We start from the raw sequence: 24,530 nt of genomic DNA on the forward strand, positions 1-24,530 counted from the left end.
AAACCATCACCTAGCCAACAACCCGACCGCCATATGCAACCAGGTTAATTATTGAAGATTTAGTTGTTAGTCAGCGTTAGATCAACTTTTTTTAATGATAATCCTTCAAAAAACACCCTTAATTACCAATCACTCATTTCCGAGTTAGATATATGCGACTTTGTTCATAATTCAATCAAATCTTACCGGCTCATCAGATTGCTATGTCTATAGTCAGCTATACGCGTCTAATTCGCGTTGGCTAGGTAGCGAAAAACTCTCTCGCTACTTGTTCCGGATACTAGAGATAAAAACCTTGGAGCAAAAAATGAGTGACAACAAAATACCCTATGGACCAAGCCAGTTACCTTGGTCTGATCAGGTGCCCGACTTTGCACTGACGCACATCTCCGCACCCAGTGCCAATCCCGTCGATGTTTATGCAGAGCGCAACTACGACTTTCACTACACCGAACAAGCCATCAACGGCTTCGACGTCGAAATACCTCCCACGGGTCAAAACAGTACCGAGCAAGAGAGCGTCTATCAGCAATTGCTGTCCTACGTCGATTCTCAAAAAGCACGATTCTTGGGCTATCAAACAGAGGAAAACATTCACTATCAAGACCGCTTATCCCCCTTTCTGAATGTCAGTCTGAACAACGTCGGTGACCCGTTTGTTAACGGCAACTACACCATCAACTCCAAGTGTGTCGAGCGCTCCGTTCTCGATTATTACGCATCGCTTTGGAACGCAAAATGGCCATCACAAGGGCCTTACATCGATGAAAAGGGTCAGTTTCAAAAAGGCGACCCTGAGAGTTACTGGGGGTATGTACTAACTATGGGGAGTACAGAGGGCAACCTTTACGCCATGCTTAATGCTCGCGATTATCTCAGTGGCGTCATGCTGCTGGAGGAAGAGGTTCGCAGTGAGACCAATGATGGAGACCAAATCACTAACTGCCAAGTTTATGCGCATCACCCTTGCCCTCCGAAATGCAATCCCAATGCGTACACACCTGTGGCCTTCTTCTCGGAAGACACTCACTATTCAATTGTCAAAGCAATGGCGGTTGAAAAAATAGAAACCTTCGGCGAACTGGGAAATCGACTCTACCCCGACCAAAACCCTGTCAATCAAGGTCAACCATGGCCAAGTGAAGTGGGCTCTACGCCTCCTCCTCCCTCGGGAAAACTCCGAGTCAGTAGTGGGGCGATTGATGTCGACGAACTAGTCAAATATGTCGAGTTTTTCGCAGACAGAGGCTACCCAATACTGCTAGTGCTTAACTGCGGCACTACCTTTAAAGGCGCCTATGACGATGTATCTCAAGTCACGCAACGCCTAGAGCCCATCCTAAAACGCAATAATTTGTGGCAAAGAGAGGTTCCCGTAGACCCCGAGGACCCTAGCAGCGGCTATGAAACACGCACAGGTTATTGGCTCCATATTGATGGTGCGCTCGGAGCGAGCTATCTACCTTTTATCAAAATGGCGAAAGAGTGCCCTGAGTATCAGTCGTTTTTTAAACAAAATGATGGCTATACAGGCCCTGATTTCGACTTTAAAAACCCGATGGTTCACTCTATCGTCACCAGTGGACACAAATGGCCGGGCGCACCATGGCCAACTGGCGTCTATATGACTAAACAGAAATTTATGGTCTCACCACCAGATAACCCTGAGTATATCGGCTCACCCGATACCACCTTTGCAGGGTCAAGAAACGGGCTTTCCCCCCTCGTACTTTGGGAGTACTTTGCGCGTAACAGTTATAGCGACCAAATTAAGTTGGCAATGCAAGGTCAAGAAGTCGCACGATATGCAGAAGAGCAGTTGGGTATCGTCGCTAAGCATTGGCTCTCCAAAGGGTTAGATCTGCGACTGCAGCGCACTCCACTTTCTCTGTCTCTTATTTTCCTTCAACCTAACGAGGAGATCATTTTCCGCTATTCGCTGGCAAAAGAGACAATCTCACAGCCCATCTCATGTGATCAGGATGCTGACACCCAGATTTTGAACTATGTCCACCTTTTCACTATGTGGGATGTAGACAAGTCACTGATTGATTGCCTGTGCGAAGATCTGATGCAGGAGGATGCGTTTGATCCGTCGATGTTTAAAACGATCGTCAACACCCAAACCGTCAAACCCAGAGTTAAGAACGCACTCAAACAAATGAGGCTACCGCTCAGGGGGAGGTCTTTTCGTTAAAGAGTTAGAAATCTATTAGCCAGAAGGCGTCCCAATATGGCTCTGTCATCATTGGGGCGCTGTTTTTGAGCCATCAAATCAGTGGCTAAGCTTATTCACTCAATTGCGTTAAATTTGAGCGGCATCACTCGTGCTTGCAGGGAGGTAAACTACTCTTTCGATAGATATAATTAATTACTGCAAGGACGGATATCAGTGGATATGGTAGAAGCGAAAATTGCTGATTCTTTTTCTGTCGACCTCAAGCACGCCCTAGTTTGGGTCGCGCGTGCACTGGACTATGTCGGGATTGATGATATTCACCACAATCATCGCGTCGCTTACATCGCGCATGAATGTGCGAAACGTCTCAACTGGCCAGTACAAAAGCAAGAATTTACCTTCCTGTCTGGGTTGATTCATGATTGCGGCGTTTCACAAACCAATGAACACAAAAATTTGATCAGTGAAATCATCCCTACCCATGTTCAAACCCATTGTTCCATCGGCTATCACGCATTAAATAACTGCAAGTTACTGACTCAATTTGCCCCTATCATTCTTCATCATCACACTCACTGGGAACTATTAAAAGACATTGAGCTACCATCATTTGAAAAAGATATTGCCGCCTTGGTGTTTATCTCAGACAGGCTCGATTTCCTTCGTGCGCAGTATTCCAAGGCTGAAAGTTCCGACTTGGTCACCTTAAATAAATGCGAAATTTCAAACGAGTTGACGAGACGAAGCGGCACACTTTTTCGCCCTGAATATGTCAAGGTGCTCAATGAATTAGTGGAGAAAGACGGTTTTTGGTTTGCAATGGAACCAGAAAATATCGAGTCGATTCCTCTGCAGTTCACTCACTTAGAATGGCTACAGAAAAACTTATCTATGCAAGACCTGATTCAGTTAGGCCGTTTTATTGCGGGCATCGTCGATGCCAAAAGTCCATTTACTTATCAGCACTCTCTCAAAGTTGCAGAGCTCTGCTTCTATCTAGCACAAGGACTCAATTTACCTATAACTACCGCACGCATGTTATATGTTTCGGGGCTTGTCCATGATATTGGCAAGCTGAGAACACCTGATGACATCCTGCATAAACCTGGCAAACTCACTCAAGAAGAGTACATTCATATCAAACGACACACGATTGATACTGAAATTGCCCTACAAATGGTCTTCCCGTGTTCAAAGATAGGCGAATGGGCTTCCAATCATCACGAGAAGCTGGATGGGACGGGCTACCCATATAACAAAACGGCGAATGAGCTAGACTTACCGTCGCGAATTATCGCTGTCGCCGATATTTTCCAAGCCTTGTCTCAAGACCGCCCTTATCGGGGCCGTTTAAGCGCACAAGAAATCGTCGATATTATTAAACCTATGGTTGACGCAGGCCTTCTTGATCAACATGTGTTCCAGCACCTGAGTGAACACCTAGACCGCTACTACCAAATATCGACGTCGACCAATGTAGAAGTACCAGAACTTTGATTGAGTCTACCGTGTCATGAACCGCTACAGACAGGAAGGCTGGCTATCCCATCTGTAGCGCGTTTGGCCTTCATTTTATGACCTCAGCTTGCTTTTCACTTTAGTGCGTAGCATTGTCACTCGGCTGACCAAACTCAGCTTGTTGATATATGTCTGCCAAGCGACGCTCTTTACGCGCTTGAGTTTTTTGAGTTGAATGAGTACCGCGGTGAGTTTGTGACTTCAACGCCTTCTCGTGCTCTTTTGCAGAATGGAGAAATTTAGGGTCATTAAGCGCTTGTTGGCGTAGGCGGTTTACACGTTCGATGGTTTCTAACAACATACACACCTCCTTTTACCTGTACCTATATCCAGTATAGTTAAGTTATTGGCTAACGCAATAAACACTGGTCATAAAAACAGTATTAAGTATATCTTTCTGTTTATTAAGGTATAAAAAGTGTTACGCGAGCAAAACCAGTCTATGTCAATCGTTGAAATTGGTATCTCCTATTGATAGGTGGGCTCTATCGCAGTGATTTGTACCATCCATTTTTAAATCCCCTTCTCCATCAATAGACTGAGTGCATTATTCTTGAGGTTGGGGGATTAAAAATGAAGGCGATCGTTGTTGAGGGTGGTGCGATGCGTGGGATATTCGCAGCTGGTGTGTTAGACCAGTTTTTGAACCACGATTACAACCCCTACGATCTCGCGATCGGTGTATCAGCGGGCGCTTCTAATCTCGTTGGCTTTTTGGCGAAACAGCACGGACGCAGCCATCAAGTGATCACTCGCCTAGCGACAAACTCGCTATTTTATAGCCCGAAACGCTTTTTAACCGGGGGAAGTCTGGTCAATGTGAAATGGTTGGTAACCCAGTCTGAGCGTCACTATCCACTCGACAAGAAAACACTATTTGGCAACACGCCCCTACTGGCAACGACAACTAATGTAGCAACGGGCAGAGCAGATTATTACAAGGTGACGCCAAACAACCTCAGCCAAGTATTAGAAGCCACCAGTGCGTTGCCGATTGTCTATAAGCAAACGCCTTGTTTTTCAGGTCAATGCTATACCGATGGTGGCGTAGCCGACTCTATTCCCGTGAAAGAAGCTTACCAACGCGGTGCTCGAGAGATCACCGTTGTCCTCTCTCATCCGCTTAACTATCAAATGCCAGAGCGCAAAAGTGCCTTGCTGTTTAAGGGGCTGCTAAAGAGATATCCAAAGGTCGGCCAAGCGATGGTGGAACGCGCAAGGCGTTACAACCAATCGCTTGAATTTATCCGTCGCCCACCTAACGATGCCATCATTCGTGTCATCGCGCCGCCGGAAAATTTTGCGGTCAAACGCTTAACGATGGACCTAGGCCTGCTTGAGGCTGGCTATAAAATTGGCCTAGAGGAAGGAAAAAAACACCTCGCCAACCGTCAGGGTTTACATGGCTTAACTAATGAGAACTGTCACTTTTGCGTTTAGTTAGCGATATCGAGAGAGTTGCCACTCACGCCATTAACACGAAACCAACCTGCGATACTATAGCGCTCGGTATTCGTAGGCTTTACTTCGTGAGGAAACTGTTCTGAGAAAAATACCAACAGACGACCAGCTTTGGGCTCAACTGTCGCAAGTTGACGGTCTTGAAGGTCGTAGATAACCAACTCTCCCGCGTCCTGCGGCTGCCACGCTTCGTTCATGTAAAATACGGTGGTTAGTCGCCGATTTTCATTGCCTTTGAAACTGTCTAAATGCTTTTGATAAAAATCGCCACACTCGTATTTTGCAAAGTGTGCTTCATACTCAAATAGACCGAGAAAGAAATGTCGATTCACTTCGAGACGAATGTGTTCCATTTTATCCAAGTAAGCACTAACAGGATCCCCCATGCCGGGATTAAGCCATTGAATTTTATCGCTACGAACGGAAGTGGCTCGGATAGCCTCATCGTTACGCCCAATACGCGCTTTTCTCCACTGCTCTGGAATGCAATCACGCAAGCGTTCAACTTCCCTGCTTGGGAGAAAATCATCCCAAATATAATAACCACGGGTAAATAACGCATCGATAAGTTGATTCATTTGCTGGTAGGTCCATATAAGCGAGTTGGGACACGCTTATACACACCCACAAAGAGCTAGGACAACTCAGATTAATTGTCGTCACGACAAAACTATCAATCAGTTAAGCCACAATCCCTTGTTCTAGCGCATATTTCGCTAGCTCGGCCGTACTGTGTAGGTCCAATTTATGTTTGATATTTTGCCGATGAGTCTCGACAGTGCGATAGCTAATGTTTAGAAGGGAAGCGATTTTTTTGCTGCTATTCCCTTCTGCCACTAGCTTAAGGATCGCTTCTTCACGACGGCTTAGCGGATTAGGCTTTTGCGCCGTTGGAATCACCTCTTGAGAAAACAGCGTTTGCGTGACTGATTCGCAAAAATAAGTCGAACCTTGATAGACGGTTTTAATCGCCTGCACCATACGCTGAGCACAGATTTCTTTCAGCATGTACCCCACAGCGCCTACTTGCATTACCTTCATGATGTATTCGCGGTTATCATGCATGGTCAGCATCAAGACTTTGACTTCTGGCATCGATTCTTTGATTACGCGTGTGGCATCAATACCGTTCATTAGCGGCATACTGACATCCATCAGAACTACATCGGGTTGGAGTGCTTTAACCACATCAATTGCTTCGAGGCCGTTACTAGCACAACCTACCACATCGATGCCAGACTCTGTTTGAAGACGTGCTTTAAACCCGTCTAACACCACCTGATGATCGTCAACAATAACAACTTTAATCGGTTTATCCATAAACTAATCCGTCCAACTCTAGCAGCACAGTAATTTCTGTTCCAAAGCCTGGTTCGCTCTCGATATCGAGTTCACCGCCTATAAACTCCACCCGCTCACGCATGTTACGTAAACCGATGCCACTTTTTCTCATCGTGGCGTTGACGTCGAACCCAACGCCATCATCACGAATAATCAATTGCAGCATAGTGCCCATCTGCTGCAAAATCACACTGACCTTGCCAGCATGAGAGTGTTTTTCAATGTTAGTTAAAGACTCCTGCGCAACACGATAGAGCGTCGTTGCCACTTCAGATTGTAGCTTAGCAGCCGGTTGAGTTTTCAGCGTGGCTTCAACATCAATTCCTGAGTGAGCTTTGAAGTCTAGCAGTAGACTGTTGAGCGCAGCTTCTAGTCCAATGTCATCCAAAGCACTGGGACGTAAGTTGTGGGAAATGTGTCTCACTTCGTTTATCGCCATCATCAATGACTGTTGGGACTGTGCTAGGTGCTGTTTAAGCGGCGCATCTTCAATTTTGTTGGCTAATAGCTCGAGGTGACACTTACTCGACACCAGCAATTGGTTAATACCGTCATGTAACTCTCTCGCAAGGTGTTTCTTCTCATCTTCCTGAAACATAACCGTCTTATGCGCGAGTTCTTTTAAGCTTTTGTCTGCCAAACGGTGCTCATGAAGATTGACCGCCAGAGTGATCACTACTATGACACCTACGGTCACACTCATAATCACGATCACCGAGAAAAAAGTCGTTTCAATATTTCGTTTTACTTCTGACTTTAAGTTTGCGACTTCATTAGTAATATCTTCGATATACAGCCCAGTCCCCACCATCCAGTTCCACTTATCAAGCCACGCTGCGTAGCTGAGTTTAGTCACATTCTCGCCCGTCGAAGGCTTCTGCCATAGATAGCGATGAAAACCACCCCCACTCTGTGCCTGGTGAAGCAGTGCTTCAATCAGGTAGTCGCCATTTTCATCTTGAATGTGGAGCAAGTTTTGTCCGACTAATTCGGGCTGGATCGGGTGGACTAAGTTCACACCAGATTCGTCGTAAGCAAAAAAGTAGCCGTCCTTGTCCTTGCCGTAGCGAAGCTTATTCAATACCTCTTTCACTTGCTCTTTCGCTTCATGCTCTGCCAGGCTCATATCGTTGTAGATATGATCAATGGCATCAAACGCAAGGTCGACATGGTCTTTAAGCGCGGTCTCTTTTGAACGAATTAACCCATCTTCAAATATCTGAATTTCCTTTTCGCCCAAGGTTTTGGCTTGATGGATAGAGATCCAACTGGTCAAGGCCGTGACCAGCAAGAGTGGTAACAAACTCAGTAGTATCAGTTTTGCTTGTAGAGGCATCCTTTTCCCCAATAAAAACAAAGGCTGCGTACCTCAGCGGTAAGCAGCCTCACTTTAGCAGGAGTTATAGCTAAATCGTAACTCGGGGATCACATTCCGTAGAATCCAGGGAACGCAAGTAGGGACGCGAGCACCAAGACCTGAATAGCGATAAACGGCATTACCCCACGATAAATATCTCGAGTAGTGACACCATTGGGTGCGACCCCTTTGAGATAAAACAAGCTGAAACCAAACGGAGGTGTCAAGAACGACGTCTGTAAGTTCATCGCCACAAGAATCGCGAACCATGTCATGTTGATTCCAAGTAACTCTGCAACTGGTGCTAAGATTGGCACGATAATAAAACAGATTTCAACGAAGTCGATGAAAAAGCCCAGAACCAAAATAACCAGCATGGTAATGATCAAGAAGCCCCATTTTTCACCCGGTATCTCCATCATCCACTCTTCAACTAAGTAGTCACCTCCGGTATAGGTAAACGCCATTGAAAAAGCGGTCGCGCCAAGCAAGATAGCAAATACCATTGCAGTGACTTTGACTGTTTCTTTTGCCGCTTCATAGACCATGTTAAAACTAAATTGACCATAGAGAAGCGCGAGCACGATAGCCCCTGCACCGCCTAGCGCCGCAGATTCAGTCGGCGTGGCCACGCCCGCAAAAATTGATCCAAGCACGACGACAATCAAGGCCAGAGGAGGCACAACCGCTTTGAGAGCAGCAATCACTTCTTGTTTTCGATTGAGATTTTCGTCAGCCGGAATGGCTTGTGCCGCTTCAGGATTCATTTTTGCGTAAATGAGAATATAAACCACGTACGCACCAACCAAGACCAGTCCTGGCCACAATGCAGCTTGGAATAAATCGCCAACAGGCACGCCTAATACATCACCAAGCAAAATAAGAACAATAGAGGGAGGAATGATTTGACCTAAGGTTCCCGACGCACATATGGTGCCGCAAGCAAGCCCTTTATCGTAGTTATATTTGAGCATAACAGGCAAGGATATGAGGCCCATCGCGACAACCGACGCACCAACTACACCCGTCGAGGCAGCCAGCAACGCTCCCACCAGCACGGTTGAGATGGCAATCCCGCCACGAACTCCACCAAACAATTTACCCATCGACTCGAGCAATTGTTCAGCCAGACGAGTCTTTTGTAATACTAGACCCATAAAAACAAACAGAGGCACCGCCATTAATACGGTGTTCTCCATAATGGATTGAATTCGATACGGCATAAAGGCAAACATATCCATGCCTTCTGCCCAAACGCCAAATATCAGCGCGATCCCACCGAAGGTAAACGCCACGGGAAAGCCAAGTAGCAGCGCAAATAAGGCTACAAAAAACATTACAATACCGACCATTTTTTTGTCTCCTTATTTTTGCTCTTGAGCGTATATGAGGTGTGGATTAACAATTTTGTTTATGGAGTGAAGCAGCAAGCCCACTCCACTGACTGCCATAAAGAAAAAGGACAAGGGAATCATCGCTTTGATGATCCAACGGTAAGGCAAACCACCTGGATCACCCGACGTTTCTCCCAACTCGTAGCTCTCACGCGCAAAGTCGATGCCGTAATAAGCAACGAGCAAGCAGAATGGGAAGAGAAATATTAGCGTACCAAGTAGATCGATAATTGCTTGAGCCTTGTGAGAGAGACGTTCGTAAAAGAGGTCGACACGAACATGACCGCCTGACTTGATCGCGTACGGCACGCCAAGAAGGAACACGGCTGAAAATAAGTGCCATTCCATTTCTTGAAATGCAATCGACACATCATTAAACGCGTAACGCATGACCACGTCATAGACGACATTGGCAAGCAGCAAAATGAATAGAATGCTTGATAACCATCCGAGGAAGTCACCAAAGCGATTAAACGCTCGCTCGATATATATTAGGCTTCTCATTCCCTACTCCATGGAATTCTGAATCAACGCCGCTTAAACGCGGCGTAATAGTATAAAATGTCTTGGGCTTCGAGCTGGGTGACACTGTCACCCAGCAACTTCTATTATTATTGTGCTTGGCTGTTTAAGTATGCGCGATGAGAAATGTCAGACCATGGGCGAACTTGATTGAGGTAGTTCGCTTGAGACTCTTGAATTTCTTTTGCCATTGCGTCTTTCTCAGCGTGATCTTTGAGCAAACGATCATTCGCTTCACGAAGTGCGGTCATGACTTCTTCAGGGAAGTCTTTCACCATTACGTTCGGGTATTCAGACTTGATAGACGCCCAGTTCTTACCACTCTCGTGCTTAGATTGGGTATACATGTCGTAAGCTGCGGTCTTCATCGCTACACGTAAGATGGCTTGAAGATCTGCTGGTAGACGATCCCATACACGTTTGTTGACTAAGAACTGCAGCTCGGTCGCAGGCTCATGCCAACCTGTGTAGTAGTAAGGCGCAATTTTGTGGAAACCCATACGTAAGTCGAGAGAAGGTCCAACCCACTCCAGAGCATCGATGGTACGACGTTCTAGCGAGGTGTACAGTTCACCCGGCGCAATGTTAGTCGGTTTAGCGCCTAGCTCGGCAAGAATTTCACCCGCAAAACCAGGGATGCGCATTTTCAGGCCTTGTAGGTCTTCGACTGAGTTGATCTCTTTTTGGAACCAACCACCCATCTGGGTATCTGTGTTACCACCTGGGAACGACAATAAATTGTGTGGAGCATAGACTTTTTCCATCAACTCCATACCACCGCCATAGTAGAACCAGGCGTACTGTTCGGTTGGCAGCATACCAAACGGCATTGAGGTGAAGTACAAGGTGTTTGGCACTTTACCTTTCCAGTAGTAAGACGCCGAGTGGCCCATGTCATACTGACCAGACTTGACCATATCAAACACACCTAGAGGCGCTTTATGCTTGTTCGCCGAATCGATACGGATTTGAAGTCGGCCATTTGACATCTCTTCGGCCATCTTGGCCATATTTTTTGTCGCATCACCAAAAATTGGGAAGTTTGGCCCCCAAGTTTCAGCCAGCTTTAAGCGATAGACTTTTTCCGCTGCAGAAGCAGAGGTTGCCATTACAGCCAAGGCGGCTGCCATAGCGGTTCCTTTAAAAACTCGTTTTAGCGATTTTTTAATAACACTCATGTTCACGTCCTTTGTTAACGGGTCATACCTTTTCAGATATGTTCTTTAGCGCTTAAAGGATGATCCATCACAGGCAAAGTTAAAATCAGCGTGAACACGGATAAAATTTAACAATGAAAGCAAGTGTTAGACTAAAGACCTACGTATTACTACGTAATCTTTCGGCCAGAAATTACCTTTCGGTGTTGTTATATCAACAAGTTATCAAGAAAAACAAAAAGAAGTCATCGCATAAAGTACGTAGTCATAAACGCGAGGCATTGTTGTGTATCTTTTAAAACAAATGTGACAAAGATATTAATAATTGATTGGAGAAATGAAAAAGCCCTGACAGGTCAGGGCTTTCTGTCGCTGTTTTCACAGCAGTAATAGACAAGTTAGCGGCGCTTAAACGGCTTTGTAGATAACTTTGTTGCCGGCTAGTTGCTCTTTCACTACCAAGTTTTCTTCAAGTAGTTTTTTCAGAGCGCCCGTTGCCCAAGAAGCCGCTTTTGCATCTTCTTGGCCCGCTGCTAGGCCGATACCTTTCGGATTGATGCCGTCGGCTTGTTTCGCCACGATATCTAAAACTTGTTGCTGCTTAGGAGTCAGCGCGATGTTAGTTGATTTTACCGCTGCTACTACTTTTTCAGCTGCTGGCTTAGTCGCGATTTTTTTCTCAACCGCAGGCTTCGCTTTCTGTGTTGCTTCTACGTTTGCAACTGTCGCTTTAATGCGCTTTTGCAGTTTAAGCTGCACTTTACGCTTATGAGCAAGTCTCATCGAGTATTTCTCCATTTCACTGCATACGTAGCAGTGGTGAAAATTTGAAGCGCGATTTATAGCAAATTTTTGGCTGAATTTACAGGGCATCTGCGGCTTATTAGCACAAAAGTGCCCGATATGCGGGTATCAGACTACAATTTAATCAGTATTGAAAGTGATCGATTCTTCGACTACTGATTATATAAACAGAGGTATTAAACTCATCGAGCCGCAACCTATGCAAACCGTACACCTCACCAATCAGCCGTTTGTTTTTTCATCCATCACTGTGCGTTGGATGTCGGGGCTTTTAGTCATCGGTAGCCTGTTTCTGATGCTATATGCCCCAGGCTGGCAGCAAGCGCTGCTTACAATAGTTTCTGTTACTTGCCTTATTGGCTTTGGCTATCTGTTAATCCTAAAGAGCACGGTCAAGTTTACCCTGACCGCCACCCACTTCCAGCAACATTTGTTTAAAGGCGGATGGGTCGTTAAGTGGAGCAATATTCAACGTATTGGCATCTGCACCTATAACCAAGACGGTTGGCATCAGCCTATACCTTGGATAGGCATCAAACTTAAACACTACTCTCCTTATCTCAACAGCATTTGTCCGCGGATCGCGACTGAAATTTTACTCAGCCAACGCGCACTGCTCTATTTAGGCGCGAGACAAAACAAGCAAGGGGCACAATTCGAAGATATCGTTCTCGATTCTTCAGTCTACACCAATGCAGAGGGCCAAGAGTTTAGAGGACTGCAAGCTATGCTCGCCAACAGAATGCGCTATCAAAGACGCTATTTTGACTACGACATTTTTATTGCCGCGCAAGATTTAGACCGTGAACCTGAAGAATTTGTTGGCCTCGCAAGGCGCTACCTCGCAGCAGCAGAGCCGGAACCTAGCGAGCCTGCTTAAAATGAATACGGCCGCTCCTGCGGCCGTATTGAACCAATAAGAAGTGTTCGGTTAGTAGAGTGGCATTTCGTCGGCGACAAACGGGTTACTCGCTCTTTCACGACCGAAGGTCGACTCAGGGCCATGCCCCGGCACAAAGCGTACATCATTCCCCAACGGCCAAAGTTTGGTTTTAATCGACGAAATAAGCGTATCAAAGTCCCCTTTAGGAAAGTCTGTGCGCCCCACCGAGCCGTTAAATAGAACATCTCCGACGAACGCTAGTTTCGCCTGTTGGCTAAATAGAACCACGTGACCAGGAGTATGACCAGGGGTGTGAATCACATCCAGCACTTGGTGACCAAAATGAACTTGATCGCCATCGTCAAGCCACTGATTTGGTTCAAACGCTTGCGTTAAGGGAAAGCCAAACATTTGGCTTTGCCCTTCTAGCCCCTGCAACCAAAAGTTGTCCGCTTTATGTGGCCCGACAATGTCAACCCCACCAAGCGTTTGTGCAAGTGGCTCGGTCCCACCGACATGATCAAGGTGACCATGAGTTAGGACTAATTTCACCACTTTGACACCTAGCTCATTAATCAGTGCTGCCAGTTGCTTTACGTCACCACCTGGGTCTACGACCACACCTTCCATCGTTTCATCACACCAAACGATCGAACAATTTTGAGAAAACGAAGTAACGGGTACTACTTGATATTTAAGCGACATAGGTAAACCTTGATATAGTTCTGAACTGGCAGAACTATGACATTTGCAGGCCGATTTGACAACTGACTACGCCCAGTAGCGAACAGGGCCTGTATCGATATGAACAAAGTTACTCCGTGGGTAATAACCCACACCACCAAGTTTGAGCTCACGCGTTACGTCTTTCACCCGCTTGAGCTCAACGCCATCGAGGCGAAAGTCTATCGCTTGCCCTAGCATATGATAACTTTTCTTAGCGACACCACTAGAACGACTGCGCAGGGCTTCGTTCGTTGCAGGGGAGCGATAGCCTGAAATGATTTGTACTTCGGCTTCAACGCCGAGTTCGGCCTGGATCAAGCTAATGTGGTCAAAAAGACGCTTGTCCATCGGGTGAACCTCGTTGCGTCTAAAATCGCGGCACAAATGGTTGATACGACGCAGCTCACGCGACACATACTGCGCGCCATCAAAATAACAGGTTTCTAATGCTTCTTGAGTATGCAAGTTGGTTAAAGCAAGGGAACGCGGCGGTTCTGGGTAAGAAGCCAATGCGATACTCGGCGTACAACTTGCTATGACTATGCCGCTTGCGGATAGTTTTAAGAAATCTCGTCGGGATAACGCCACAATCTTTTACCTTCACTATGTTGAGTTGCCAAACCTATTCGGCAGGCGACACTACCGAACTCTCAAGTGAAGTGCAAATGCATAAAACGTGCTCAAAGCTGCGTCAATTGTGGTTGTATCTACTTAGTTATTGAACCTCAAAGAAAAATAGACTGGTACATGACTAAGTCAATATTCTGTTAATCCTATCCTTTTGTGTAACCAAATCTATCGAAGCGGTAAATATCTTCCCGGTAATGGACTGCCCCCCCTTCAAACCATGCCGTTTGATAAATAATGTGAACAGGAATGCGGCTTTTAAGTGGGATGGATTGGTTGGGTAACGGTTCTGATTGCGTCGACGATTCGATTTGCAACCCTTGGGACTCCAACAGCAGATTGGCAAACACATCCGCATTTTCAACCCGGATGCAGCCGGAACTGAACGCTCGTTGATTTTGAGCAAACAGATTTTTACTCGGTGTATCGTGTAGGTATATAGCCCGTCGGTTCGGTGTGTTGAATTTATACAAGCCCAACGCATTGGCGTTGCCTGACAACTGGGTCATTCGGTAGGGAAATGCGCTCGGTTTAAGGTTATCCCAATCAATATCGCTTGGATCTATCACCACATCCGAGCCCCATTTGGGGATAATTTGAATATTGTGTTTAGTCAAATACTGCTTGTCTTGCTGCACTTTGGGGATGATGTCTTCCACCATGATCTTCCATGGCACATTCCAAGTCGGGTTGAGGATCAAGGAGTCCAACTTGGTATTCATCACTGGAGTGGGACGCGCTTTCTTGCCAACCACAACTTTGGAATGAAACACTTCTTGGCCAGATGACCAATACTTCATTTGGAAGCTTGGCACGTTAACCACAATAATCGTATCGCGCTGTGTCGGCCAGTAGCGCATGCGCTCGGCATTGATAGCCAGCGTCGCCAGACGTCTTTCAATCGGCACATTGAGCCATCTCACCGTATCAGGGCCAATAATACCATCGGCTTCAAGCCCATGTAGTTCTTGAAACTGTTGGATTGCCGCAAATAAAGATTGGTCATACCAACTGACATCTTTACGGACTTCAAATAGGCCAACATCCACCATAGCAAGGCGCTGGAGCAACACATCTCTGTCATTGAGCTTATCCCCAACTCGCTTTAAGCCCTGCTGACGATAAGTGGCAATGTCGAGTTTTTGATACTTAATCAGGTGTAAATAGGTATCGACAAGTTTTTGATATTCTCGGTTGTCGGGGGTATAGGCATCAATAAGCTCACCCAGTTGCTGCTGGGCGATGGCTCGATGCATAGCGATAAGTGCACTATTTGGTGGCAGAGGTAAAGAGCGGTTAAGCTTAGTTTGAAAAAACCAGCGCTGCCCTTGAACCTTGGCTTGCTCCGCATAGCTGAGATAGAGCAATAGCGTATCGGTGGCGAGGATGTCGTATTCATACCAACGATTGCTTTTTCGATAAAACTGAAGGTAACTCAGTTGACGTGAGAACAGCGGGCTAAAGCCCGCATGTTGAATGACTTCCAACTGAAATTCGAGCTTGCTGCTCTGCTGTAAATCAAACCAGATCATCTGGGTATTGTTGTTACGATAGATATCCTCAACCACAGCCGGATACTGCAACAGTTTTGTAAGCTGACTATCACTCTCAAGCCAGCCAATTTGGTTGAAGTACTGCCCCGAAAGCGCCCCGGTTGGTACTAAGCACAATACCAACAGCCAGCAAGTCCATTTCTGCATCAATTCGTCTCCACCACGTCCCATCTATGAGTATGGCAGAGATGAATGACGCCGATGTGACGACTTTCTAAGAGTTTAAACCGTGTCTAAGTTTTTCTATCGATATTAAGCAATTACCGACCAGTGATTATCCCATTGAATCCCAGACTGATGGGTTTGTTTCTGGTCTGGGGAGCGTTGTGACACCACTTGCCCTGCGCCAGAGCTCACTTTAAACGTATCACCTTGCACAACAACACCGGACGCATCAGGCAATGGGGCAAGTTCAACCAGTTTTAGCGTTTGCTTAGACCAAATACCATAGCAGTTACCTCGAGGAGAGGTGGCTAAAATCCACTGATCGGTCGCCGCAATACTAGCGATATAGTGATTGAAACGAGCCCATTGCTCGGGTTCAGCTTGCAAAGAGAGCAACTCAGCACCCGCGGTATGCATAGCCAACAACGCGGGGTACTCGTCGGGCTCACCCCGATATTGTTGGCCACATAACACGGTGTCTGCGCCGTCATGAGCGAGGTGGCGAATACTCAGTTTGTGGTCGCCCAAGCCCACTTGTTCGATTAACTCACCGTTGCGATTTAAGTAGCTCAAGCTCGGCTTCATTGTGTCTAGGTTAAGCGGCGCTCGACCATCAGTATGAACACCACCTACGCCGATCACGAGCTTGTCATCTGGCATCACGATAACCTCGTGGGGGCCAATGCCAAAGCCACTAAACTCAGCGACTTTGTCATACCCCGCCAACACATCGTACACCCCGATAATACCGCGACTAGTAGAGGCCTCTCCCTCCGTAGCGTAGAGCCATTGCCCATCATTCGAATAGACGCCATGCCCGTAATAATGTCGGTTGTGATCGGCACTGCGTAACTTAACCGATTCGCCGCTGCGGTAGTCAAACACCTGAAAGTAACGACCGGGACGACGAGCAAATGCCACGGCGTGCCCTAAGGCGGCATGACTGGCCACGCCATGCCCGCGCTCTGGTAACGGTATTGTCCTCAGTGGCTGACCGTTTTGGTCTGCCACCACAGCGTTAAAGTGATCGCGCCCCGAGATAGAGCAGCCGATCAAGGCGGGCTTCGCGACACTTGAAGTCCTGCTCACGCAAGCGGATAACGGATAAGCTGCACCAAGTAGTGCGGCTTTAAGTAATGAACGTCGGGTATTATCAGTCACCATCAGTTGCGTTAAATCCTATGACGACACCTAATTCAATCGCGACCTCTTCATGGATGAGGTATTTCAGTTGTTCTAGCTTGTTATACTGCGCATAGGCATATTGATAACCTTGCTTAGTTTGCAACAACTCAAATAGGCTTTTATCGCGCGGCCAAGTTTCTATCGCCATCGCAAATTGGTTGACGATACGATCTGCTAGTGCGGCTTTGTCCATATCACGTAACATGGCGTCTAGCCCCGCTCCTCGCGCCAAGTAAAGCGTCTGCATCGAGACTAAGTTTGCATACAAATTCTGCATCGAAGTCTGTGAGCGCCAAGACTCTGAAAAGTAAGGGCGTGGATGACCAAAATTAGCCAGAGGACGACTCATTTTCTTCATGCTGTACTCAAGTTGATTGGACAGCAGTGCGATGTACTCCGACTGCCACTGTTTCGCATCCAACTGAGTCCAGGGATTGAGCTGCCATGCTTGTAAAATTAGCGCCGCGTTGTGTTGAATATTGTCACTAATCGCCATTGCCGTCTGACAGGTGGTCGCTGAAGTCGCAAGATCAGACTTATTGTCATAAAGCAACCATTCCACTGCTCCAAGGCCTTGCACCGTTACACTTTGCGCCGCTATTTGCGCCTGTGTCCAACTCTGTTCGGTTGCGATCAGGCGTTGCATTTTGCGCCCGGTGGTATTTTTTTTATCAGGCCAGAACTGCATATTCCAACTTTGCGCCAGTGCCGCCTGTGGACCGCGTTCTTGACCTTGTAATGCCATCCAGCTTTGCATCGTTTTCCGCCACTGTTGCTTGACAGTATCGACATCAACAGACCGCTGACAATACTTCGACATGACCTGTGACAAGCTGGTTGCTTGGGTGTTTAAAAGCCCTGCAAATTCTGTCTCTACTTCATAAACCTTTTGGCTGATATGGTTGGTATTCTCAAACACTAACCGTTCATCGCTTGACGTTTGACAGCCAAACAAGGCAAGAGTCAGTAGAGCCCCGGTTGAGATACGTTTTGTTTTCATGTCATACCCTATAGAGAGTTGAGAAAAGCGATTAACGCTTCACGCTCTTTTTGATTAAATGTTAACACTTTCTTTTGAGCAGCTTGCGCCTCACCGCCGTGCCACAACACCGCTTCCATTAAGTTGCGCGCTCGGCCATCATGCAAAAAGTAACTGTGGCCATTCACCTCTTCGGTATAGCCAATCCCCCAAAGAGGCGCAGTCCGCCACTCTTGTCCATTGGCGAGGTATTCAGGGCGATTGTCTGCCAACCCTGGTCCCATATCATGCAATAACAGGTCGGTGTAGGGGTGAATCGTCTGCTCAGAGAGTGCGGGCAGCCCTTCGCGCTTCGCCGTTTTCACTATCGGCTTATGGCAACTGTCACATCCGGCTTTGGCAAACAAGCGTTGACCTAACTGGACTTGTGGATCTTGGGTTTTTCGCCGCATTGGTACCGCTAAATGCTGCGAGTAGAACTCGACAAACGTTAAAATATTATCGCTTACTTCCACATCGCCGCCGTCTGGCATATCAGCACAAATCGATTGTTTAGCGGTACAGTTTTCGTGAGGAAATAACTGACTCGTTAATCCGACATCACCGTTAAACGCGGCAGCATTTTGCTGCATTAAGTTTGGTTGACCAGCCTTCCAGCCAAAACGCCCCAGTGCAAAGTCGCCAGAGCGAACATCCCACACTCGATTGACTTTCCCTGAGATACCATCGCCATCGTTGTCATTTTCATCGGCCCAAGCCAGTAGCGTTTCATCGGCGATCGTTTCTAATAAGCCCAGACCGATCATTGGCGGTGCAACGCGTGCTGACATCTGGGTTTCAGGATGCATTGGGCCATAGCCCAAGTTGGTAATCCGAACTTCAGGTTTTCGCAACGTAACTTGTGTACCGTCGGTAAAGGTCACTGGAACTGGCGTATAATGGATATTTATCTTGCCCTCTGGTGTTTGGTCTTGCAGGGCAAAATCTTGCAACTGACCACCATAAGTCGGTTCAGGGATGACGCCATCTTTAATGAAGGCTTTTTTTTGTTCTGCGGTCATCGCCGGAATACTCAGCCTAACCAACATAGAAACCGCGTGTAAATCGCCTTTTTCTGGAGGGTGCCCTCGCCCATCTTTGATATGGCAGTTTTGACAGCCGTTGGTATTAAACAGAGGGCCTAGACCATCTCGAGCATCGGTTGATGCGGGCGCTTGAACCCAAGGATTACGAAAAAAACTATTGCCGACACTAAAGTCGAGGCGCTTTGACATCGGCAAATTTGCCGCGGGCAAAGAGTAAGCGTTGGCTCCCTGCTTTTGCACAGAGGTGTCGCCACCTGATTTAACGTCATACGCGACACTAGGGTTACTTACACCTAGAGCAAAACAAAGAACAGCTACGGGTTTGATAAAAGACTGCATGCGATGGCTCACTAAACGGCAGAAACCGTACAACTTAAATGGTAATTATTCTCAAATACTTACAGATAAAAACAGCAAAGGGCTCCAATGAGCCCTTTGCGTACTATTGATTCTCGATTAAAACTCGTGATCGGCGGTATCTGGATTTAGGCTACTGATACCAACAATTTTTGCGGTTCGCTCAATTTGTGCGGTTTGCGCCACCAAAGACATGATGGTGTCGTTAACCAGTGCATTGCCTTGTGTGTTACCAGCGGCAATAAGTTGGTCGAAGAACTGGTTATGCTTTTCAGCCGATGTGACCAGTTGGCCTACTTGAGCACGTGTCAGATCGAACTGCTTCTGAATCTCTTTAGCCGCTTGTGCGTCTTCTTGCGCAACGAGGTCATGAAGGCTTGGGCCAGACAATAGTGTCCCGTCTTCACGTTTGTACAGACCGGTATAAACGTTGTAGATGCCCTGCTCGTTATAGTAATGAGAGTTGTGAGTGTTGTCTGAGAAACAGTCGTGCTCATCCTCGGTTGAGTTGGCTTCTAGTGCCACTTTCATTCGCTCACCCGCTAACTCGCCCAGTGATAATGACCCCATACCAAATAGCATCTTACGCAAACCGTTGTCTGCCGAATCATTCAGTAGCGCCTCACGGTAGTTGCCTTTTTGATCGGCAGACCACTGTTTCTCCATCCACTCAAGGTCTTGCACTAACAAATCCGCAGCGGCTTTTAAGTACTCGCCACGACGATCACAATGATCATTGGTACACTCTTTTCCAACCACAAAGTCGGTATACGCACGCGCACCAGCACCCGCGTTAGTCCCGTTTAAGTCTTGACCCCATAACAAAAACTCTATCGCATGATAACCAGACGCCACGTTCGCTTCAGAACCGCCCACTTCGTTTAGATCGGCAATAAGTTCTGGTGTAATCTTCGACACATCTAATGTTGAGGCACCAATCTTAAGCTCTTGGTTTGCAATGATGTTTGCGCTCGCTCCTTCATTACCCAGCTCGTACTGATAATCTGCAGCGACGTAATCAATCAAACCTTCATCAAGCGGCCACGCATTCAGCTGACCTTCCCAATCGTCCACGATAGCGTTACCAAAGCGGAACACTTCCGATTGTTGATACGGTACACGGGAGGCTAACCATACTTGCTTCACCTGCTCAAATTTCGCCGCCGTTGGGTTAGCAAGAAATGATTCGATCGAAGCGTCTAACGCTTTCGCGGTTGTCAGAGAGTCTGCGAATACCGCGTGGGCGACATCTGCATAATGCTCAACCACTTGTTGTTTAGTCACGTTTGCCGCAAAAACAGAGCCGCTGGCCATCAATAAAGAGGCCGCGACCGATTGAGTCAGAAGAGATTTAACATTCATTGAAAAGCATCCTTGTTGAGCTTAATTATAATCTAGTATTGCTAGTGCTAATTATTCTCATTTGCACTACTAGGCGCAAATAATACAAAGTTACAATTTTTTTGCAAGCATTAAACAGAAATGACTCAACAATACGCTCGCTTTATGTTGGCGTTTCTCAATGACAAGTGCGGCCAGCGTGGTTGCCTTCGCTCATAAAACAAACCCCCACTCATAAAGTGGGGGTGATGGTTAAACCAATTGACACATCAAGCGATCATGCTTGGTCAATGCTGGACAGCCATTACTCGTCTTCACTCACCACGCGTGCGTTGTCTGGTGTTGTGAAGTTTTTGGACAACTCGCGATTAGAGAGTATGTACCCAATCCATAATCCCCCCATGCAGGTAATGATCGCCACACCCGTGACTAATTGAGCTTGACTCGCCATCGCTGCCACCAATGCACTCGATAAGCTACTTACCGTAATTTGCAGGCTGTTTTGCAGACCAGCGGCAGTGGCTGGACTTTGCTGCGCGCTGGCTAGAGCGCGGTTAACCACGATGGGGTATAGCGCTCCATTCGCGATAGCAATCAAACAGAAAGGAGCAAGAATGGGCCAAATGGACGTCAGCTGCCATTGAGAAGCGAGGAATATTAATAACGCGGCAACACTGAACAAACCAATCAGTTGACGGAGTACTTTCTCATCGCCAAATTTACGCACACCGACTTTTCCTAAGTACCCACCAACCATAAACGCTACCGTTTGTGGAATAAAACTTAAACCAATGTCTTTGGCTTCATAACCAAGTTGGGCCATGATTTCAGGCATACCCGTAAGGTAAGCAAAGAATGCGGCCGAGGCCGTTGCAAACATCAACACATTCCCAAGATACACTTTACAACTCAGTAGTGTTTTGATGTCGTCAGCAATACGGGTCTGCTTAGACTCGACGGCTTGATCCTCTTGTGCCATGGTCGCTGCGATTAACACAACACCTAACACTGTCAGTGCAATGAAAATACTGCTCCAACCGAAATGGTCAGCGAGTAATACACCTAGCTGTGGCGCGAGTGCTGGAGACAGAGCAACAAGCGGCATAATGGTGGCAAAGATTTGTTGGCTACGGCTAGCGTAACGTTTGATCACCATTGCCTGCCAGATCACGGCGGGCGCACACACCCCAATCGCTTGAACAAAACGCAGCGTGAGCAATTGCCATACTTGGTCGCTGTAAGCGAGCCCTAATGAAGCCATAGTGAACAAGGTTAGACCCGCCACTAAAGTATTACGGTGCCCATACTTATCAGACGCTAAGCCCCACATAAGCTGTCCCATTGCCATACCGACAAGAAATACTGTCAGTGATAAAGCGATTTGTTCTGGGCCAGTGGCAAAGTCGACCTCCATCGCTTTGAATGCAGGTAGATACATGTCCGTGGCGATAAAGCCGAGCATAGAAAGAAGCGCTAAGTAAAAAAGCTGTAATTTTGACATACTATGAGTTTTCCATTCAAAATATTTGATTGATAGTTATCTGTTGGCGCCAACCTTTTTATTAACTCTGGTAGTCTATCGGTCACTTTTGATAAAATGAAACGCTAAAATTTATAGTTATCAATCAAAATTTTTGAAGGTTTATATGAGTGCTTTTTCCCAACCTTCGCTCGAACTGGTCGATACGGTTGCAAAGCTAGAAAGCTTCACCGCCGCAGCTGAGGTGCTACATAAGGTGCCTTCAGCGATCAGTTACAGCATTCGCCAAATTGAGCAAGAGTTGGATGTTGTCCTGTTCAAACGATTGCCTAGAAGAGTGGAGCTCACACCAGCAGGAGAACTTTTTCTCACCCAAGCTCGGACAATGCTTCGACAGATGGAAGAGGTAAAAGCTCAGACACGTCGCGTAGCTCAAGGATGGCAAAAAACGTTGAAGCTAACACTAGATAACGTCGTCAAGCTCGAACGAATCAAGCCATTGATCGAAGATTTTTATCATGCCTTCCCCAATGCTGAACTGCAGATCAATATGGAAGTATTTAACGGCTCCTGGGAAGCCATCTCCCAAGGTCGCGCCGATATTGTCCTTGGAGCGACGTCGGCGATACCTGTCGGTGGCGACTTTGAAGTAAAAGCGATGGGAGTTCTCGACTGGGCGTTTGTCATGTCATCGAGTCATGCATGTGTCAAACGGCAACATCTCGACGAAGCATTTGTGAGCCAGTTTCCTGCGATTTGCTTAGATGACACGTCGAATGTGTTGCCTAAGCGCCATACCGTGCATTACCCGCAACAGCGCCGATTGCTGTTACCAAACTGGTACAGTGCGATTGAGTGTTTAAAGCATGGTGTGGGGGTCGGCTACATGCCACGCCACATTGCAGCGCCTTTAATCGAAGAAGGTGTTTTGGTAGAGAAAATCCTACCGGAAAAGAAACCACTCAGCCACTGTTGTCTGGTTTGGCGCAAAGATGAAAATCATAAAATGATTCAGTGGATGGTGGACTACTTAGGATCAAGTGAGCAGCTGTATCAAGATTGGTTGCAAGCTAAATAGCGACTCACAACGGTTTGATGAAAAACAACCCCACCTCTTCACTGTGGGGTTGTCATCCATTTGTGATCTCAAAGCATTGAGTATGAGTCAGCGTTAGAGGTGAAGCTTGTGCTTACCATGTGAAACTTTGGCTTTGAGGTACCCTTCATTGCCGTCTTTGATGTGCGCTGACGTGTTGACGACTTCTTCAATTTCGATACCGTGTTGCTGCAGTTCTCTGACTTTCTTTGGATTATTAGTGACCAGTCGAATCTTGCTGATACCTAAGGCTGTCAACATCTGAGCCGCTTCGGTGAAATCCCTTAGGTCGTCGCCAAACCCAAGATGGTTGTTGGCCTCGTATGTGTTCATGCCTTCGCTTTGCAACTTGTACGCATCAATTTTATTGTAAAGACCAATGCCACGCCCTTCTTGGCGTAAATAGAGGATAATGCCGCCTGATTCAGCCATACGGTTGATGGTTTCATCGAGTTGTTCACCACAATCACAACGAGACGAGTGAAATACATCGCCAGTCAGGCACTCTGAATGCATGCGCACAAGCGGTGCGGATTGGCTCTGGTCGGCCTGCTTAAAAATCACTGCCACATGCTCTTTGTCTGTCTTCAAACCATGAAATGACAGGATTTCCGCGTCGATATTGCTTTGCATACCGACTTTGAAGTCAACTCTGGCTCTTACTTCCGCCATATTCTTACTCACTTGGGTTTCTGTAATTGTTATATCTGTCGCCGCATTCATACGATGCTCCGCTTTGAGGTTAACTATGGGGACTCTTACTCGATAATTCAATAACAAGATCACTTTTGTTATAATATAACAATTATTCTACTGGCAATAAAAAAACCTCGTCAAGCACTCGACGAGGTTTCTTTTTAATATCATTCGGTGTTTTTGTTCAGTCTTGTTGGTGTTTCCAGACTGACAGTTCTATCCAGCAAGCTTCTAACTCCCTGAGCTCTTCTTCGGTCAAGAACGATAAAGTCGGTTTGGTTTGTGGCAGCGCATACGCTTGAATAGCGCTAAGATGAGCATAAAAATCTTCGCGTAATTGAGATACGTTCATGGCCACTGCTTTTCCCTAAGAAGATGGTATTGGGTAAAAATTACTCACTGAGTACATTTGTCTTAAAAATGATAACAAATCCTAATTCCCATGCAAAAAATAGGTTCAATTATGGGCTTGAAATCACATTTTATCGACGGACATACCCTTTACATTTCTTATACTTAGTAGATCAGAAATGATCTTTTAGGAGAAAAATGCGATCACCTATTTCAACGTCAATTAATATCTATTCTTTAGTTTGACCGTCAACGCCGAAGCTTTAACAACAA

23 protein-coding genes are annotated in these 24,530 nt (G+C 46.6%); 5 read left to right on the forward strand and 18 right to left on the reverse strand.

What is annotated here, in order from left to right:
• Nucleotides 1-307: 307 nt before the first annotated feature.
• Nucleotides 308-2,197: a pyridoxal-dependent decarboxylase gene (locus FCU94_RS07750; protein WP_176287962.1), complete on the forward strand. Its 1,890-nt coding sequence runs from the start codon at nucleotides 308-310 to the stop codon at nucleotides 2,195-2,197.
• A 201-nt stretch (nucleotides 2,198-2,398) separates the two neighbouring features.
• Nucleotides 2,399-3,676, forward strand: a complete 1,278-nt coding sequence (locus tag FCU94_RS07755; protein WP_176288357.1) for an HD-GYP domain-containing protein — start codon at nucleotides 2,399-2,401, stop codon at nucleotides 3,674-3,676.
• Nucleotides 3,677-3,776: 100 nt separating this feature from the next.
• Here FCU94_RS07755 and FCU94_RS07760 read toward each other — a convergent pair whose 3' ends face one another.
• Entirely contained in the window at nucleotides 3,777-3,998 is a 222-nt protein-coding gene (locus FCU94_RS07760) for a hypothetical protein (protein ID WP_176287963.1), read from the reverse strand.
• A gap of 272 nt (nucleotides 3,999-4,270) precedes the next feature.
• Between FCU94_RS07760 and FCU94_RS07765 the strand changes: the two genes are divergently transcribed.
• The gene (locus FCU94_RS07765) at nucleotides 4,271-5,137 is read left to right on the forward strand and encodes a patatin-like phospholipase family protein (RefSeq protein WP_176287964.1); all 867 of its coding nucleotides are present in this window, start codon (nucleotides 4,271-4,273) and stop codon (nucleotides 5,135-5,137) included.
• Here FCU94_RS07765 and FCU94_RS07770 read toward each other — a convergent pair.
• The 7 genes from FCU94_RS07770 to FCU94_RS07800 all read right to left on the reverse strand — a co-directional run bounded on the left by FCU94_RS07770 (nucleotide 5,134) and on the right by FCU94_RS07800 (nucleotide 11,712).
• Nucleotides 5,134-5,736 carry a 2OG-Fe(II) oxygenase gene (locus FCU94_RS07770; RefSeq protein ID WP_176287965.1) on the reverse strand — a complete coding sequence of 201 codons (603 nt, stop codon included), beginning with the start codon at nucleotides 5,734-5,736 and terminating at the stop codon, nucleotides 5,134-5,136. The genes FCU94_RS07765 and FCU94_RS07770 overlap by 4 nt on opposite strands.
• A 103-nt stretch (nucleotides 5,737-5,839) precedes the next feature.
• Nucleotides 5,840-6,478, reverse strand: a complete 639-nt coding sequence (locus FCU94_RS07775) for a response regulator (protein WP_176287966.1) — start codon at nucleotides 6,476-6,478, stop codon at nucleotides 5,840-5,842.
• Nucleotides 6,471-7,835 carry a cache domain-containing protein gene (locus FCU94_RS07780; protein ID WP_176287967.1) on the reverse strand — a complete coding sequence of 455 codons (1,365 nt, stop codon included), beginning with the start codon at nucleotides 7,833-7,835 and terminating at the stop codon, nucleotides 6,471-6,473. Before FCU94_RS07780 ends, FCU94_RS07775 begins: the two co-directional genes overlap by 8 nt.
• An 89-nt stretch (nucleotides 7,836-7,924) precedes the next feature.
• Nucleotides 7,925-9,208 (reverse strand): TRAP transporter large permease, encoded by a 1,284-nt coding sequence (locus FCU94_RS07785; protein WP_176287968.1) that lies wholly within the window; start codon nucleotides 9,206-9,208, stop codon nucleotides 7,925-7,927.
• 12 nt (nucleotides 9,209-9,220) lie between these two features.
• Nucleotides 9,221-9,754, reverse strand: coding sequence for a TRAP transporter small permease subunit (locus FCU94_RS07790; RefSeq protein WP_176287969.1), 534 nt, complete (start codon nucleotides 9,752-9,754; stop codon nucleotides 9,221-9,223).
• A gap of 107 nt (nucleotides 9,755-9,861) precedes the next feature.
• Nucleotides 9,862-10,950: a TRAP transporter substrate-binding protein gene (locus FCU94_RS07795; RefSeq protein WP_176287970.1), complete on the reverse strand. Its 1,089-nt coding sequence runs from the start codon at nucleotides 10,948-10,950 to the stop codon at nucleotides 9,862-9,864.
• A 387-nt stretch (nucleotides 10,951-11,337) separates the two neighbouring features.
• Nucleotides 11,338-11,712 carry a MarR family transcriptional regulator gene (locus tag FCU94_RS07800; RefSeq protein WP_176287971.1) on the reverse strand — a complete coding sequence of 125 codons (375 nt, stop codon included), beginning with the start codon at nucleotides 11,710-11,712 and terminating at the stop codon, nucleotides 11,338-11,340.
• A 220-nt stretch (nucleotides 11,713-11,932) separates the two neighbouring features.
• Here FCU94_RS07800 and FCU94_RS07805 point away from each other — a divergent pair, with 220 nt between their 5' ends.
• Entirely contained in the window at nucleotides 11,933-12,613 is a 681-nt protein-coding gene (locus FCU94_RS07805) for a DUF2982 domain-containing protein (RefSeq protein WP_176287972.1), read from the forward strand.
• Nucleotides 12,614-12,664: 51 nt separating this feature from the next.
• Here FCU94_RS07805 and FCU94_RS07810 read toward each other — a convergent pair whose 3' ends face one another.
• The 8 genes from FCU94_RS07810 to punC form a co-directional block, all read right to left on the reverse strand.
• Nucleotides 12,665-13,321, reverse strand: coding sequence for an MBL fold metallo-hydrolase (locus FCU94_RS07810; protein ID WP_176287973.1), 657 nt, complete (start codon nucleotides 13,319-13,321; stop codon nucleotides 12,665-12,667).
• A gap of 66 nt (nucleotides 13,322-13,387) precedes the next feature.
• Nucleotides 13,388-13,930, reverse strand: coding sequence for a DUF882 domain-containing protein (locus FCU94_RS07815; protein ID WP_176287974.1), 543 nt, complete (start codon nucleotides 13,928-13,930; stop codon nucleotides 13,388-13,390).
• A gap of 185 nt (nucleotides 13,931-14,115) precedes the next feature.
• A complete protein-coding gene (locus tag FCU94_RS07820; RefSeq protein ID WP_176287975.1) occupies nucleotides 14,116-15,669 on the reverse strand; it encodes a L,D-transpeptidase family protein in 1,554 nt (517 codons plus the stop codon).
• 105 nt (nucleotides 15,670-15,774) lie between these two features.
• The gene (locus FCU94_RS07825) at nucleotides 15,775-16,851 is read right to left on the reverse strand and encodes a DUF1513 domain-containing protein (protein WP_176287976.1); all 1,077 of its coding nucleotides are present in this window, start codon (nucleotides 16,849-16,851) and stop codon (nucleotides 15,775-15,777) included.
• Entirely contained in the window at nucleotides 16,841-17,872 is a 1,032-nt protein-coding gene (locus tag FCU94_RS07830) for an imelysin family protein (RefSeq protein ID WP_176287977.1), read from the reverse strand. Before FCU94_RS07830 ends, FCU94_RS07825 begins: the two co-directional genes overlap by 11 nt.
• 8 nt (nucleotides 17,873-17,880) lie before the next feature.
• Complete coding sequence (locus FCU94_RS07835) at nucleotides 17,881-19,275, reverse strand: di-heme oxidoreductase family protein (protein ID WP_176287978.1); 1,395 nt, start codon at nucleotides 19,273-19,275, stop codon at nucleotides 17,881-17,883.
• A gap of 117 nt (nucleotides 19,276-19,392) precedes the next feature.
• Complete coding sequence (locus tag FCU94_RS07840; RefSeq protein ID WP_176287979.1) at nucleotides 19,393-20,655, reverse strand: imelysin family protein; 1,263 nt, start codon at nucleotides 20,653-20,655, stop codon at nucleotides 19,393-19,395.
• Nucleotides 20,656-20,938: 283 nt separating this feature from the next.
• Nucleotides 20,939-22,135 (reverse strand): purine nucleoside transporter PunC, encoded by a 1,197-nt coding sequence (gene punC / locus FCU94_RS07845; RefSeq protein ID WP_176287980.1) that lies wholly within the window; start codon nucleotides 22,133-22,135, stop codon nucleotides 20,939-20,941.
• Nucleotides 22,136-22,280: 145 nt separating this feature from the next.
• On the opposite strand from punC, the gene punR reads away from it, so the two are divergent.
• Entirely contained in the window at nucleotides 22,281-23,192 is a 912-nt protein-coding gene (punR, locus tag FCU94_RS07850) for a DNA-binding transcriptional activator PunR (protein ID WP_176287981.1), read from the forward strand.
• 93 nt (nucleotides 23,193-23,285) lie between these two features.
• Here the strand turns inward: punR and FCU94_RS07855 are convergent, their stop codons facing one another.
• Both FCU94_RS07855 and FCU94_RS07860 read right to left on the reverse strand, forming a co-directional pair.
• On the reverse strand, nucleotides 23,286-23,933 hold the full coding sequence (locus FCU94_RS07855) for a GTP cyclohydrolase II (protein ID WP_176287982.1): 648 nt from the start codon (nucleotides 23,931-23,933) through the stop codon (nucleotides 23,286-23,288).
• Nucleotides 23,934-24,090: 157 nt separating this feature from the next.
• Nucleotides 24,091-24,258 (reverse strand): hypothetical protein, encoded by a 168-nt coding sequence (locus tag FCU94_RS07860; RefSeq protein WP_176287983.1) that lies wholly within the window; start codon nucleotides 24,256-24,258, stop codon nucleotides 24,091-24,093.
• Between the last annotated feature and the right edge of the window lie 272 nt (nucleotides 24,259-24,530).

Origin of the sequence: Vibrio sp. JPW-9-11-11 (assembly GCF_013369335.1) — a bacterium.
Lineage (GTDB): Bacteria > Pseudomonadota > Gammaproteobacteria > Enterobacterales > Vibrionaceae > Vibrio.

Excerpts from the sequence above, each read along its gene's own strand:
- FCU94_RS07780 (WP_176287967.1), bottom strand. The coding sequence starts at position 7,835 with ATGCCTCTACAAGCAAAACTGATACTACTGAGTTTGTTACCACTCTTG.
- FCU94_RS07800 (WP_176287971.1), bottom strand. The coding sequence starts at position 11,712 with ATGAGACTTGCTCATAAGCGTAAAGTGCAGCTTAAACTGCAAAAGCGC.
- FCU94_RS07810 (WP_176287973.1), bottom strand. The coding sequence starts at position 13,321 with ATGTCGCTTAAATATCAAGTAGTACCCGTTACTTCGTTTTCTCAAAAT.
- FCU94_RS07770 (WP_176287965.1), bottom strand. The coding sequence starts at position 5,736 with ATGAATCAACTTATCGATGCGTTATTTACCCGTGGTTATTATATTTGG.
- FCU94_RS07795 (WP_176287970.1), bottom strand. The coding sequence starts at position 10,950 with ATGAGTGTTATTAAAAAATCGCTAAAACGAGTTTTTAAAGGAACCGCT.
- FCU94_RS07765 (WP_176287964.1), top strand. The coding sequence starts at position 4,271 with ATGAAGGCGATCGTTGTTGAGGGTGGTGCGATGCGTGGGATATTCGCA.
- FCU94_RS07825 (WP_176287976.1), bottom strand. The coding sequence starts at position 16,851 with ATGGTGACTGATAATACCCGACGTTCATTACTTAAAGCCGCACTACTT.
- FCU94_RS07835 (WP_176287978.1), bottom strand. The coding sequence starts at position 19,275 with ATGCAGTCTTTTATCAAACCCGTAGCTGTTCTTTGTTTTGCTCTAGGT.
- FCU94_RS07820 (WP_176287975.1), bottom strand. The coding sequence starts at position 15,669 with ATGCAGAAATGGACTTGCTGGCTGTTGGTATTGTGCTTAGTACCAACC.
- punC (WP_176287980.1), bottom strand. The coding sequence starts at position 22,135 with ATGTCAAAATTACAGCTTTTTTACTTAGCGCTTCTTTCTATGCTCGGC.
- FCU94_RS07750 (WP_176287962.1), top strand. The coding sequence starts at position 308 with ATGAGTGACAACAAAATACCCTATGGACCAAGCCAGTTACCTTGGTCT.
- FCU94_RS07785 (WP_176287968.1), bottom strand. The coding sequence starts at position 9,208 with ATGGTCGGTATTGTAATGTTTTTTGTAGCCTTATTTGCGCTGCTACTT.
- FCU94_RS07830 (WP_176287977.1), bottom strand. The coding sequence starts at position 17,872 with ATGAAAACAAAACGTATCTCAACCGGGGCTCTACTGACTCTTGCCTTG.
- FCU94_RS07775 (WP_176287966.1), bottom strand. The coding sequence starts at position 6,478 with ATGGATAAACCGATTAAAGTTGTTATTGTTGACGATCATCAGGTGGTG.
- FCU94_RS07860 (WP_176287983.1), bottom strand. The coding sequence starts at position 24,258 with ATGAACGTATCTCAATTACGCGAAGATTTTTATGCTCATCTTAGCGCT.
- FCU94_RS07760 (WP_176287963.1), bottom strand. The coding sequence starts at position 3,998 with ATGTTGTTAGAAACCATCGAACGTGTAAACCGCCTACGCCAACAAGCG.
- FCU94_RS07855 (WP_176287982.1), bottom strand. The coding sequence starts at position 23,933 with ATGAATGCGGCGACAGATATAACAATTACAGAAACCCAAGTGAGTAAG.
- FCU94_RS07790 (WP_176287969.1), bottom strand. The coding sequence starts at position 9,754 with ATGAGAAGCCTAATATATATCGAGCGAGCGTTTAATCGCTTTGGTGAC.
- FCU94_RS07840 (WP_176287979.1), bottom strand. The coding sequence starts at position 20,655 with ATGAATGTTAAATCTCTTCTGACTCAATCGGTCGCGGCCTCTTTATTG.
- punR (WP_176287981.1), top strand. The coding sequence starts at position 22,281 with ATGAGTGCTTTTTCCCAACCTTCGCTCGAACTGGTCGATACGGTTGCA.
- FCU94_RS07805 (WP_176287972.1), top strand. The coding sequence starts at position 11,933 with ATGCAAACCGTACACCTCACCAATCAGCCGTTTGTTTTTTCATCCATC.
- FCU94_RS07755 (WP_176288357.1), top strand. The coding sequence starts at position 2,399 with ATGGTAGAAGCGAAAATTGCTGATTCTTTTTCTGTCGACCTCAAGCAC.